Source organism: Conyzicola sp. (assembly GCF_046714715.1).
Classification (GTDB): domain Bacteria; phylum Actinomycetota; class Actinomycetes; order Actinomycetales; family Microbacteriaceae; genus Conyzicola.
On record NZ_JBKKAD010000209.1, the window covers coordinates 1 to 11,856 of the forward strand.

Genomic DNA, 11,856 nt, shown 5'->3' on the forward strand with positions numbered 1-11,856 from the left:
GTCTCGGGGGCTCGTAGTTGTGTATAAGACACAGACGCGACCGCGGTCGCGTCATCCAGCCGGAAACGCCTCATCCGCAGCCGGGAGGCCGGCGCGGCCAGAGCCGGGTAACCTGAAGGTCGCTGAGCCCGTCGAAGCGCATCACCCTCGAGAGGACCCAGCATGAGCCTGATCAGACTGCACGACGTCGAAGTGCGCTTCGAGAACACCCCGGTACTGCGCGAGGCCTTCTTCCGCCTCGAGACCGGCGACCGGGTCGGCCTGATCGGCCGCAACGGTTCGGGCAAGTCGACCCTGCTGAAGCTCGTGCTCGAGCAGGTGAGCGCCGACTCCGGCACCGTCACGGTCGAGGACGGCGTGAAGCTGGGCTACTTCTCCCAGTTCTCCGAACTGAACGGCGCGTCATCCATCACCGAGGTCCTCGACGCGCTCTTCGTCGAGATCAAGGCGACCGAGGCCGAGCTCGCCCAGATCGACGCGACCATCGCCGCCGACCCGAGCGCCGACCTCGACGCGATCATCCTGCGCCAGAGCGAACTGTTCGAGACCATGGACCACCTCGGCGGCTGGGACTACACCCGCCGCATCGACACGGCCCTTACCACCCTCGGCTTCACCGAGGCCCACCGCATCTGCCCGATCGACGACCTCTCGGGCGGCTGGCGCAACCGCGCGGCCCTCGCCAGAATCGTGCTCGAGCAGCCCGACGTGCTTCTGCTCGACGAACCGACGAACTATCTGGATGTCGCGGGAGTCGAGTGGCTCGAAGCGTGGTTCCGCGACTTCCGCGGTGCCGCCATCATCGTGTCGCACGATCGCAAGTTCCTCGACTCCGTGGTTACGCGCATCATCGAGGTGGAGAACCGCCACCTGCACGAGTACCCGGGTAACTTCGGCGAGTACGTCGTGCAGAAGCAGTTCCGGCTGAAGACGCTGGAGGCCCAGTTCCAGCACGAGAGCGAGCTGCTCGCGTTCGAGGCCGAGGGCATCTCCGACCGCCGCGAAGCCGCGAAAGCCGCGAGCAAGAGCCTCGACAAGCAGCTATCGCAGATCAAGAAGTCGCGCGCCCCGCGCCCGGTCGACCAGATCATCACCGAGATCTACGGCGGCCTGCACGTGAAGGACGTGCTCTGCCGGGTCGAATCGCTGAGCAAGGCCTACGGCGACAAGCAGCTGTTCACCGACCTCACCCTCGAGATCCGCCGCGGCAACCGCATCGTCGTGCTCGGCTCGAACGGTAGCGGCAAGACGACGCTGCTGCGGGTGCTCACCGGCGAGGAGAAGGCCGACCACGGTCGCGCGGATTGGGCGGCGGGCGCGAAGATCGTCTCCTACAACCAGATGCTGGAAGATCTGGATGACACGGACACGGTCACCCACGCCGTCAACGCCCTCCCCGACAGTCTGGCCCTCACCGCGACGCGCAAGTCGGTCGGCCGCTTCCTGTCGATGTTCCAGTTCTCCGAGGCCGACCTGAAGAGCCGCATCGGCACCCTGTCGGGAGGTCAGCGGGCCCGAGTCGCCATGGCGCAGTGTCTGCTCTCCGGTGCATCCGTCCTCCTCCTCGACGAACCGACCAACCACCTCGACATGGCGAGCACCCAGGTGATGGAACGCGCGCTCGTGCACTTCCCGGGTGCCGTGGTGGTGGTGAGCCACGACCGGTTCTTCACCGACAAGATCGCGAACCGGCAGCTGGTGTTCGACGCCGCGACGCCCGGCGTGATCGACGTGCGCGCGGTCTGACCTGTAGCGTCTGCGCCATCTCGGGACACGCGCTGCAGCGCGCCGTGGCGCACGTGTCCCGAGATGTAGCACAAGCAGCGCGATAGCCTCTCTGCCATGGGCAAGTCGATAGTCAAGCAGTTGCGGACCGCGTTGGCCGATGCGGAGCCGGTGAGCGTGCTGCGTGCACGGCTAGGGAAGAGCGAGACGATCGACGGATATATCGTCGACGTCGGTGAGCACTGGGTGGTCGTTGCCGCGACCTCGCAGGTCGTCTACCTCGACGGCTGGGAGGTGCTGCGTATCCGTGACATCTCAGAGGTGGAGGTAGCCGGCAAGCAAGCGCGCCGGTACATCGACCGGGCGCTCGCGTCGCTGGGCACGCCGCCGTCTAAGCCGACCGGGTTGGACGTCGTGCACGGCGGCTGGAAAGAGGCCCTGCGCGGCGTGCTCGAATCCGCGCCGATCGTTGCCGTGCACAGCGAGAAGAAATACCCCGATTCTGTGTGGGTCGGTCACGTGCTCGGCTACCGTGGCAAGAAGTTCGGCCTGCAACACATCGACGCGAACGGCGTCTGGGAAGAAAACGATCGATCGTTCACATTGGCCGAGATCTCCCGCGTCACGATCGGCGGGCGGTACAACGATGCTCTGCGGGAATTCGGCGACCCGCGGCCTGAGTAGGCGCCATCTAAACTGGGTCGCGCATCCGTTCTTCTCGTGTGCCGAAGAGAAAAGACGTGCCATGCCCGACACCCTGCCGCTCTGCCCGAACTGCGCGAGCGACCTCGCCTACGAGATGGGCTCGCTGTTGGTGTGCCCGATGTGCGCACACGAATGGGCGCCCGTCGCCGACGAGTCCGACGAACCGGTGGGGGAACGCGTCGTGCGCGATGCCGTCGGGCAGATTCTCGCCGACGGCGACACCGTCTCGATCCTGAAGGACCTCAAGGTCAAAGGCAGCAGCGGCAACGTGCTCAAGGTCGGTACCAGGGTGCGTGGCATCCGCCTCATCGACGGCGTCGGCGACCACGACATCGACTGCAAGATCGACGGGTTCGGGTCGATGCAACTAAAGTCGAGCGTCGTGAAGAAGGTCTAGTCGATCGGAGTGCGCGCCATCCCGGGACATGCGCTACAGCGCGCCGTGGCGCGGACGTCCCAAGATGTAGCGCAAACGAGCGCGGCCCTAGCCATTCCGCCGGCATCGTGCTGAGCTAGCTGCACACACCGACGAAGGAGTCGACTTGCCGCACGCACGCATAGCCGGGGTCGGAATGGTGCCGTTCGCGACGCCGCGTACCGCGCCGCCCATACTCGACATGGCCGAGGGGGCGATCCGGGCGGCTCTCGCCGATGCGGGCATCCCGTTCACGGCGGTGCAGCAGGCCTACGCCGGGTACGTCTACGGCGACTCGACGTCGGGGCAGGCGGCGATCTACCGGGTCGGGGCCACCGGCATCCCCATCGTCAACGTGAACAACAACTGCTCCACGGGGTCGACGGCGCTCTGGCTCGCGCGCCAGGCGATCGAGAGCGGCGAGGCCGACTGCGTGCTCGCGATCGGGTTCGAGCAGATGCAGCGGGGCGCGATCCAGTCGCACTGGACCGACCGCCCGAGCCCGTTCAATATATTTCAGGATGTCGCGGACGCCGCACAGGGCGAGAACCCGGGTGTGCCGATCGCCGCGCAGTGGTTCGGCGGCGCGGGGCAACAGTACGCGAACCGCTGGGGCGTGGGGCCCGAGACGTTCGCGGCGATCTCGGTGAAGTCGCGCCTGCACGCGGTGGGCAATCCCTACGCGGTATTCCGCGAGCCGGTGACCATCGAGCAGGTGCTCGCGTCCGCTCACGTGTTCGGCCCGCTCACCCGGCTGCAATGCTGCCCGCCCACGTGCGGCGCGGCGGCCGCGATCGTCTGCTCGGCGGAGTTCGCGCGAGCCAACGGTCTCGACGCGAGCGTGCGCATCCGGGCTCAGGCGATGACCACCGACACCCCTCAGACCTTCGACGGCGACCTGATCGACCTGGTCGGCTACGACATGGCGGCGTCGGCCGCGCGGCAGGTGTACGAGAAGAGCGGCGTCGACCCGCTCGACCTGAGGGTCGTCGAACTGCACGACTGCTTCACCGCGAACGAGATCCTGTCGTACGAGGCGCTCGGGCTCACGGCGCCGGGCACGGCCGCACGGTTCGTCGCCGACGGTGACAACACCTACGGGGGTCAGGTCGTCACCAACCCCTCCGGCGGGCTGCTCTCGAAGGGCCACCCGCTCGGTGCGTCGGGGCTCGCACAGTGCGCCGAACTCGTCTGGCAACTACGCGGTCAGGCCGGCGCCCGCCAGGTCGACGACGTGTCGATCGCGCTGCAGCACAACATCGGCATCGGTGGAGCCGCGGTGGTCACGCTCTACGAGACCGTCGCGTCGTAGCGGACTACTTCGAGCGGCGCAGCGCGCGCCACGCGCCGGTCGACCAGAGCGCCCAGATCACGAGCAACGGCTGGAAGATCAGACGGAAGGCGCGCTTCGAGTCCGTGTCGAGCCCGAACGCCGGGGTGCGCGTGAGCCACTGCGAGATGTTGCCGGGGAAGATGGCGATGAAGAACGCCGCCGCGACGAGGCCCACGAGCGCGCGCCTCTTCGGAAGGGCGACGAGCGCGCCGCCGAGGGAGATCTCGACGATGCCCGACGCCAGCACAACGAAGTCCTTGTCGAGCGGGAGCCACTCGGGCACCTGCGCCTGGAAGTCGCCGCGGGCGAAAGTGAGGTGCGAAAGGCCCGCGAAAACGAGAATGACCCCGAGCCCGATCCTGCCGATGGTGCGGGGGACCGAGGCCGGGGCCTTCTTTTCGAGCGTGTCGAGCGTTGTCGTCATTGCGACAGGCTACGCCTCCGCGATGGAGAAGCGCACGGCGCCCCCGTCGTCGATCATGGCGTCGAGGGTCTTGTCGGCGAGGGCCGTCGCGGCGTTCGTCTCGAGGAAGACGTGTGCGCCGTCGTTCTCGACGACCAGGTCGTCGGCCTCGGGCGTCGGGGTCATGGTGACGTCGAAGTTGGTGGGATCGGTCTGCTGCGTCGCGATGCGCAGCCCGCCCGCCTCGGTTCCGGTGACACGGTCGGCGAGGCCCTTGACGATCGAGGCGGCGTTGTCGGTGAGTGTGAGCATTGTGTGCTGTTCCTTCCGGTTGCGTTTCGAAGTCAGCTACGTTCGTCTCCTCGGCGGCGCGATGCAACCTGAGAGCGGCACTCGGAGGGCTTTCACATGTGTGGAAAGCGGGGAAGAAATCCCGGCGTACGACGTTGCACTAGGTATGACTCTGCCGCTCTCCCTCCTCGACCTCGCACCCATCGCTCCCGGAACGACCGCGAAGGAGAGCTTCGCGGGCAGCGTCGCCCTCGCCCAGACCGCCGAGCGCACCGGTCACACCCGCGTCTGGTACGCCGAGCACCACAACATGCCGTCGATCGCGTCGTCGGCGACGAGCGTGCTGATCGGGCACGTCGCCGGTCACACCAGCACCATCCGTCTCGGTTCGGGCGGCGTCATGCTGCCGAATCACGCGCCGCTCACGATCGCCGAGCAGTTCGGTACCCTCGCCACGCTCTACCCCGACCGCATCGACCTCGGTCTCGGCCGGGCTCCCGGCAGCGACCAGAACACCATGCGCGCCCTGCGCCGCGACCCGATGTCGGCCGAATCGTTCCCGCAAGACATCGTCGAGCTGCAGGGGTACCTCAGCGGCGACTCGGTGATCCCCGGTGTGCAGGCCGTGCCCGGCGCCGGAACGAACGTGCCGCTGTACATTCTCGGATCCTCGCTCTTCGGCGCCAAGCTCGCCGCAGCGCTCGGCCTGCCCTACGCCTTCGCCTCGCACTTCGCACCCGACGCCCTGATGGACGCGATCGCGATCTACCGCCGCGAATTCCGCCCGTCTGCCCAGCTCGAGGCCCCGTACCTCATCGTGGCCGCCAACGCGATCGCCGCGGAGGACTCCGCCGATGCGCACGAGCAGGCCACGATCGTGCGCCGTGCACGCGTGCGCATGATGATCGCCCGCGGCCCGGGCACGCCGGAGTACACCGACGCGCAGATCGACGACTTCCTCACCACGCCGCAGGGGGCCCAGCTCGCCAACATGATGAAGCACACCGCCGTCGGAACCCCCGCCGAGGTGCGCGACTACCTCACGGATTTCGCGACGGCGACCGGCGCCGACGAGCTGATCATCGCGCACGCGTCATCCGGTCTCGACGATCGTCTCCGCTCCGTCGAGCTGACGGCCGTGGCGATGGGCATCACCTCGGCCGTCGCGGCCTAGCTCTCGGCGTCGATCGCCCGGGCGACCGCGTCGATCGACGCTGCGACATCGTCGGGGCCGGTCGACCAGTTGCTGACGGAGATGCGCAGGATGTCGCGTCCGCGCCAGCGCGACCCCGACATCCACACCGTGCCGTCCTCCATTACGCGCTGACTGACCCGCTTCGTGCGTTCGTCTGACCCGAAGCTCAGGCAGACCTGGGTGAACACGACATCGTTCAGCACCTCGACCCCGGGCAGGCGGGCGAGTCCGTCGGCAAGCGCGCGCGCGTTCGCTGCTAACCCCTCGACGAGCGCGACCGCACCCGAGCGGCCGAGCGAGCTGAGCGCCGCCCAGACCGGCACCTCGCGTGCCCGGCGCGACATCTCGGGAACCTTCTCGAACGGGTCGGCCGGGCCGGCCTCGTCGTGGATGATGTAGCTCGTGTGCAGGCTGAACACGCTGCGCACGGCCTCGACCCGGGCGACGACCGCGATGCCGCAGTCGTAGGGCACGTTGAGCGTCTTGTGCGCGTCGGTCGCCCACGAGTCGGCGGACTCGATACCGCGCAGCTGCTCGGCGTACAGCGGGCTCGCCGCCGCCCACAGGCCGAACGCGCCGTCGACGTGCACCCAGGCCCCCTTCGCGTGGGCCGCCGCCACGCACTGTTCCATCGGGTCGAAGGCGCCGGAGTGCAGGTTGCCGGCCTGCAGGCAGACGATCGTCGGGCCGTCGATCGCGTCGAGAGCATGAAGAAGAGCGTCGGGGCGGATGCGCCCCTGGTCGTCCGCCGCCACCGTCACCGGCGCGCCGAGACCGAGGTACCGCAGCGCCAGGTCGATCGATCCGTGGTACTCCTCGCCGACGAGCACGGTGATCCGTGGCGACCCGCTGAGGCCGAGCGCGTCGAGATCCCAGCCGACCGCGTCGAGCACGGCTTTGCGCCCGGCGGCGAGGCCCACGAAGTTCGCCATCGTGCCGCCCGTCGTGAACCCGACGCCGCTGCCCTCCGGCAGCCCGAGCAGGTCGACGATCCACCGGCCGGTCACCTGCTCGATCGCCGCGGCGGCGGGTGTGGCGAAGCGCATGGCGGCGTTCTGGTCCCAGGCGCTCACCAGCCAGTCCGCCGCGAGCGCCGCCGGAAGCGTGCCGCCCATCACCCAGCCGAAGAACCTGCCCGACGGGATGGCCATGAGGCCCGGTTCGGCTAACGCTGCGAGGCGGTCGACGACAGCCGCGGCATCCGACCCCTCGTCCGGCAGCGGAGCGTCGAAGTCCGCGGCCAGCTCGTCTGCCGTGCGGGCCGGCGCGACCTGCCGTGTCGGCAGAGAGTCGAGCCAGCTCAGCGCCAGCCCGTGCGCGCGGTCGAGCGGACGCCGGTACCCATCGATGATCGCCATGTGCTTCCTCGCATCTGTCGTATCCCCAGGCCCATGGTGGCACTGCGCGACTGCTGCCGGTAGGGGCCTCAGGGCTGCGCGGGCGTGCCCCAGCGCTGGCCCCAGCCGACGAGCGGCTGCAGCGACGCGAGCAGGTCGGCGCCGCTCGGTGTGAGGGCGTAGCGCACCTGCACGGGGGTGCTGGCGATGACCTCGCGTTCGAGCAGGCCCGCGGCCTCGAGCTCCTTCAACCTCTGGGCGAGGAGGCGATCGGACAGGCCGGGCACCGAGGCCGTGATCTCGCTGAACCGCGTGGCGCCCCGGGCGATCGCGAGCAGCACCCCCGAGCTCCAGCGCCTGCCCACGAGCTCGACCGACGACAGGAAGCGGCGGCACTCGGCGTCATCGATGTGCTGGATGTCTGTTGATTGCAAAGTCACTCACCTATAGTAAGCGGCTTACCGGACGTTTGCCAGTGCGACGCCGCCCGCGCAGACTTGCTGCATGCCCGATTATGGTTTGCCGTTGGATTTCGGCACGTTCGTCACCCCGACCAATCGCCAGCCCGACGCTCCCGTCGCCCTCGCCAAGCTCAGCGAGCAGCTCGGCTACGAGCTCGTCACGTTCCAGGACCACCCGTACCAGCCGTCGTTCCTCGACACCTGGACGCTCATGACCTGGGTTGCCGCGCAGACGTCAACGATCCGCATCGCACCCAACGTGCTCAATGTGCCGCTGCGACCGCCCGCCGTCACGGCGCGAGCGGCCGCGAGCCTCGACCTGCTCTCGGGCGGACGGTTCGACCTCGGCCTCGGTGCCGGCGGCTTCTGGGACGCGGTGCACGCGATGGGCGGCGCACACCTCTCGCCCGGCCAGGCCGTCGACGCGCTCAGCGAGGCGATCGACGTGATCCGCGGCATCTGGGCGACGGGAGACCGCACGCCTTTGCGCATGGAGGGCGAGCACTACCACCTGCGCGGCGCCAAGCGCGGTCCGGCCGCCGCGCACGACATCCCTCTCTGGATCGGAGCGTTGAAACCTCGGATGCTGCGGCTCACCGGACGCAAAGGCGACGGCTGGCTGCCTTCCCTCGCCTATCTCGACGCCGGCGGATACGCCGCGGGCAACGCGGTCATCGACGAGGCCGCGCTCGCCGCGGGCCGCGACCCGCGCGAGATCCGGCGGCTCGCCAACATCGGCGGCCGGTTCGCGACGTCGAACGGCGGGTTCCTCGTCGGGCCCAGCGCGCAGTGGGTCGACGAGCTGCTGCCCTACGCGGTCGGCGACGGCGTCTCGACGTTCATCCTCGCGAGCGACGATCCGGCCGCGATGCAGCGGTTCGCCGAGGAGGTCGCTCCCGCGCTCCGGGAAGCCGTGCGGCGCGAGCGCGCATCCGCGGGCACCGACACGTCGGTCGTCAAGCGCGCCTCCGTCATCGCGCAACGCCGAGACGGCATCGACTACGCGGGCGTTCCGTCGGGGATAACGGCGATCGAGCCGGGCGACCTGACGTTCGCCGACGCACGATCCACGTACATGCGCGGCGGCTCTCCCGGTCTAGTGCTGCGGCCCGTGGACACCAGACAGGTGATCGAGTCGCTCGCCTTCGCGAAGCGGCAGGCGGTGCCGTTCGGAGTGCGCAGCGGGGGACACGGCATCAGCGGACGCTCGACCAACGACGGCGGCATCGTCATCGACGTGGGCGCGCTGAACACCATCGAGATCGTCAACGAGCAGACCCGGAGGATCAGGGTCGGCCCGGGTGCGCGCTGGATGGATGTCGCGGCGGCCCTCGACCCCTACGGCTGGGCACTGAGTTCCGGCGACTACGGGGGCGTCGGTGTCGGCGGCCTTGCCACGGCCGGCGGCGTCGGCTACCTGGTGCGAGAACACGGTCTCACGATCGACCATCTGCGCGCGGTCGAGATCGTTCTCGCCGACGGCAGCGTCGTTACGGCGAGCGACGACGAGAACACGGAGCTGTTCTGGGCGGTACGCGGCGCGGGCGCCAACTTCGGCATCGTCACGTCGTTCGAGTTCGAGGTCGACGAGATCGGCCAGGTCGGATTCGCGCAGCTCGCCTTCGACGCGACCGACACGGCCGGGTTCCTCGAGCGCTGGGGTGCCGCCGTCGAAGAATCGCCCCGCGACCTCACGAGCTTCCTCATGATGGGTGCGCCGCGAGCGGGCCAACCCGCCGTCGCGCAGCTGATGACGGTCGTCGACTCCGACGACCCCGACACGATCCTCGACCGGCTACAGCCGCTCGCGAACCTCGCCCCGCTGTTGCAGCAGTCGGTGCAGCTGCTGCCGTACGCCGCGGTGATGGCGAACGCGAGCGACGCGCCACACCGTGGGGAAGGCGAACCGCAGTCCCGCTCCGGACTCATCGAGCACCTCACCCCCGAGTTCGCCGAGGCCGCGGCCGAGTTGCTCGCCAGCGGCGACGTGCACTTCTTCTCGATCCGCTCGGTGGGCGAGGCGGTCGCCGACGTGGATCCGGATGCCACGGCCTACGCCCACCGGTCGGCGAACTTCAGCGTGGTTGCGCTCGGTTCGAACGCTGAGCGTCTCGACCGGGTGTGGAGGGGGCTGTACGGCCACTTCACCGGGCTCTACCTGAGCTTCGACACCGACCAGCGCCCGGAACGGCTCACAGACGCGTTCCCGCCCGCGACGCTCGCCCGCCTACGGCTGCTCAAAGCGCGATTCGACCCGGACAACACCTTCCGCGACAACTTCAACATCGTGTGACACCGGTCGCATGCTGGTTGAGTAGGTCGCGCAGCGCCCGTATCGAAACCGGTCTCGATACGGGCCGTGGACGGCCTTACTCAACCAGCGACAGAGGTCAGCGCGACTGGCGGCGCTTGCCGGGCTTGCGCTCGCCCTTCACCGCCGGGGCGCGGCCCTTGCCCTTGTTCGCCTTGGCCTTACCGCCCGGCGCCGCCACGTTCGCGCGCTGCGAGGCCGCCATGGCCTTCAGCTGACGCTGGGCGTCGACGAGAAACGCCTCGCCCTCGGGCGTCAGCGTCGTGCTGGTGGCGGCGGTGTCGAACAGCGGGTAGCCGAGCTCCTCCTCGAGCACGCGGATCGACAGCAGCAGCGACGCGCGGGGAATGTCGAGGCGTTTCGCCGCGTGGGCGAAGTGCAGCTCTTCGGCGGCGGCTTCGAAGTGCCGCAGGAGAGTGGAGTCCACGGGGAATGCCTTTCGTCGGCCCGCGACTAAGCGGGGGATGGTGACAGGCTACGCGCATCCGTTCGAAAGGGATTTACACCCGCGGGTGTCGGCTACTAGCGTCGCACTATGAGCCGGACGTCTTTCGCGGGTCCGCACACGTGGAAGATCATCTGGATGGACCCCGGTTTCACCGGTTGAGGGGCGTGGGAACATGACCGAGTTGCCGATGTTCCCGCTGGGTACCGTGCTCTTTCCGCACATGCCGCTCGCGCTGCGGGTGTTCGAGGAACGCTACATCGTGATGCTGTCGCACATTCTGGGACAGGAGCCGAGCGAGTTCGGCGTCGTGCTGATCGAGCGTGGCCAAGAGGTCGGCGGCGGTGAACAGCGGTTCGGGTTCGCGACCGTCGCCGAGGTGGTGCAGCTCGAGGCGGGCGAGGGGTTCATCGGACTCGTCGCGCAGGGCGGCAGGCGTGTCGAGGTGCTGGAGTGGCAGGGCGACGACCCGTATCCGCGCGCCGAGATCCGCGAGCTCGACGACCTGGAATGGAGCGACGACCTGCTGCCCCTGCTCGCGCAGGCGGAACACGAGGTGCGCAGAACCCTCGCGCTGGCGAGCGAGTTCGCCGACCTGCCGTGGTCGTCGACCGTGGAAATCTCACAGGATCCGGTCGAGGCGGCGTGGCAGCTCGCCGCGATCTCGCCGCTCGGTCCGCTCGACCAGGTGTCGTTGTTGCGCGCCACCTCGATGAAACAGCTGTTGCTGCTGCTGTTCAAGCTCACGGTCGACGCGTCGGAGACCCTCGGCGACGCGTGGCCAGCAGACGACGATGACGATGACGACGGCGACGAGCCCGGCCCGATGACAAACTAGGGGCATGACCGCAACGCTCGTCGCCAAGGGCCTGGCCGGCGGGTATGCCCACCGCACCCTGTTCGAATCCCTCGACCTCACGGTCGCCCCCGGCGACGTGGTCGGCGTCGTCGGCGCGAACGGCGCCGGCAAGTCCACGCTGCTGCGCATCCTCGCCGGAGCGACCGAACCGCAGGCCGGCACCGTCAGCCTCGCGCCCGCGGATGCCTTCGTCGGCTGGCTGCCGCAGGAGCACGAGCGGCTCGCGGGCGAGACGATCGCCGACTACGTCGGACGGCGCACCGGGTGCACCGCGACGACACGGGACATGGACGCGGCGGCCGCGGCGCTACCCCCGCCCCCCGCGCCCGGCGCCGCGCCCGCGGTCGACCCCGCCGACCCCAACAACCCCCCCCAC

Annotated in this window: 13 protein-coding genes; 8 read left to right on the forward strand and 5 right to left on the reverse strand. The window is 69.0% G+C overall.

Translation table 11 applies throughout. The features are described 5' to 3' along the window. Positions 1-162 precede the first annotated feature (162 nt). The 4 genes from ACLQ6X_RS16390 (at position 163) to ACLQ6X_RS16405 (ending at position 4,157) form a co-directional block, all read left to right on the forward strand. On the forward strand, positions 163-1,746 hold the full coding sequence (locus ACLQ6X_RS16390) for an ABC-F family ATP-binding cassette domain-containing protein (protein ID WP_411701213.1): 1,584 nt from the start codon (positions 163-165) through the stop codon (positions 1,744-1,746). Positions 1,747-1,842: 96 nt separating this feature from the next. After that, positions 1,843-2,409 carry a hypothetical protein gene (locus ACLQ6X_RS16395; RefSeq protein WP_411701214.1) on the forward strand — a complete coding sequence of 189 codons (567 nt, stop codon included), beginning with the start codon at positions 1,843-1,845 and terminating at the stop codon, positions 2,407-2,409. 61 nt (positions 2,410-2,470) lie between these two features. Beyond that, positions 2,471-2,827: a zinc ribbon domain-containing protein YjdM gene (locus ACLQ6X_RS16400; protein WP_411701215.1), complete on the forward strand. Its 357-nt coding sequence runs from the start codon at positions 2,471-2,473 to the stop codon at positions 2,825-2,827. A gap of 145 nt (positions 2,828-2,972) precedes the next feature. Beyond that, a complete protein-coding gene (locus ACLQ6X_RS16405; protein WP_411701216.1) occupies positions 2,973-4,157 on the forward strand; it encodes a lipid-transfer protein in 1,185 nt (394 codons plus the stop codon). Between the two features lie 4 nt (positions 4,158-4,161). Here the strand turns inward: ACLQ6X_RS16405 and ACLQ6X_RS16410 are convergent, their stop codons facing one another. Next, entirely contained in the window at positions 4,162-4,602 is a 441-nt protein-coding gene (locus ACLQ6X_RS16410) for a hypothetical protein (protein WP_411701217.1), read from the reverse strand. Positions 4,603-4,611: 9 nt separating this feature from the next. Next, positions 4,612-4,893, reverse strand: a complete 282-nt coding sequence (locus ACLQ6X_RS16415) for a hypothetical protein (RefSeq protein ID WP_411701218.1) — start codon at positions 4,891-4,893, stop codon at positions 4,612-4,614. A 145-nt stretch (positions 4,894-5,038) separates the two neighbouring features. On the opposite strand from ACLQ6X_RS16415, the gene ACLQ6X_RS16420 reads away from it, so the two are divergent. Next, positions 5,039-6,046, forward strand: a complete 1,008-nt coding sequence (locus ACLQ6X_RS16420) for an LLM class flavin-dependent oxidoreductase (protein WP_411701219.1) — start codon at positions 5,039-5,041, stop codon at positions 6,044-6,046. Here the strand turns inward: ACLQ6X_RS16420 and ACLQ6X_RS16425 are convergent. Together ACLQ6X_RS16425 and ACLQ6X_RS16430 are read right to left on the reverse strand one after the other, a co-directional pair. Next, positions 6,043-7,425 (reverse strand): pyridoxal phosphate-dependent decarboxylase family protein, encoded by a 1,383-nt coding sequence (locus tag ACLQ6X_RS16425; protein ID WP_411701220.1) that lies wholly within the window; start codon positions 7,423-7,425, stop codon positions 6,043-6,045. The genes ACLQ6X_RS16420 and ACLQ6X_RS16425 overlap by 4 nt on opposite strands. 68 nt (positions 7,426-7,493) lie before the next feature. Beyond that, the gene (locus tag ACLQ6X_RS16430) at positions 7,494-7,844 is read right to left on the reverse strand and encodes a winged helix-turn-helix transcriptional regulator (RefSeq protein WP_411701221.1); all 351 of its coding nucleotides are present in this window, start codon (positions 7,842-7,844) and stop codon (positions 7,494-7,496) included. 64 nt (positions 7,845-7,908) lie between these two features. Here ACLQ6X_RS16430 and ACLQ6X_RS16435 point away from each other — a divergent pair, with 64 nt between their 5' ends. Next, positions 7,909-10,158 (forward strand): LLM class flavin-dependent oxidoreductase, encoded by a 2,250-nt coding sequence (locus tag ACLQ6X_RS16435; RefSeq protein ID WP_411701222.1) that lies wholly within the window; start codon positions 7,909-7,911, stop codon positions 10,156-10,158. 97 nt (positions 10,159-10,255) lie between these two features. Here ACLQ6X_RS16435 and ACLQ6X_RS16440 read toward each other — a convergent pair whose 3' ends face one another. Continuing rightward, on the reverse strand, positions 10,256-10,603 hold the full coding sequence (locus ACLQ6X_RS16440) for a LysR family transcriptional regulator (RefSeq protein ID WP_411701223.1): 348 nt from the start codon (positions 10,601-10,603) through the stop codon (positions 10,256-10,258). A 193-nt stretch (positions 10,604-10,796) separates the two neighbouring features. On the opposite strand from ACLQ6X_RS16440, the gene ACLQ6X_RS16445 reads away from it, so the two are divergent. Beyond that, a complete protein-coding gene (locus ACLQ6X_RS16445) occupies positions 10,797-11,459 on the forward strand; it encodes an LON peptidase substrate-binding domain-containing protein (RefSeq protein WP_411701224.1) in 663 nt (220 codons plus the stop codon). A 4-nt stretch (positions 11,460-11,463) separates the two neighbouring features. Continuing rightward, the coding region (locus ACLQ6X_RS16450; RefSeq protein ID WP_411701225.1) for an ATP-binding cassette domain-containing protein at positions 11,464-11,856 on the forward strand (393 nt) is incomplete at its 3' end.

Excerpts from the sequence above, each read along its gene's own strand:
- ACLQ6X_RS16390 (WP_411701213.1), top strand. The coding sequence starts at position 163 with ATGAGCCTGATCAGACTGCACGACGTCGAAGTGCGCTTCGAGAACACC.
- ACLQ6X_RS16395 (WP_411701214.1), top strand. The coding sequence starts at position 1,843 with ATGGGCAAGTCGATAGTCAAGCAGTTGCGGACCGCGTTGGCCGATGCG.
- ACLQ6X_RS16400 (WP_411701215.1), top strand. The coding sequence starts at position 2,471 with ATGCCCGACACCCTGCCGCTCTGCCCGAACTGCGCGAGCGACCTCGCC.
- ACLQ6X_RS16410 (WP_411701217.1), bottom strand. The coding sequence starts at position 4,602 with ATGACGACAACGCTCGACACGCTCGAAAAGAAGGCCCCGGCCTCGGTC.
- ACLQ6X_RS16415 (WP_411701218.1), bottom strand. The coding sequence starts at position 4,893 with ATGCTCACACTCACCGACAACGCCGCCTCGATCGTCAAGGGCCTCGCC.
- ACLQ6X_RS16420 (WP_411701219.1), top strand. The coding sequence starts at position 5,039 with ATGACTCTGCCGCTCTCCCTCCTCGACCTCGCACCCATCGCTCCCGGA.
- ACLQ6X_RS16425 (WP_411701220.1), bottom strand. The coding sequence starts at position 7,425 with ATGGCGATCATCGATGGGTACCGGCGTCCGCTCGACCGCGCGCACGGG.
- ACLQ6X_RS16435 (WP_411701222.1), top strand. The coding sequence starts at position 7,909 with ATGCCCGATTATGGTTTGCCGTTGGATTTCGGCACGTTCGTCACCCCG.
- ACLQ6X_RS16445 (WP_411701224.1), top strand. The coding sequence starts at position 10,797 with ATGACCGAGTTGCCGATGTTCCCGCTGGGTACCGTGCTCTTTCCGCAC.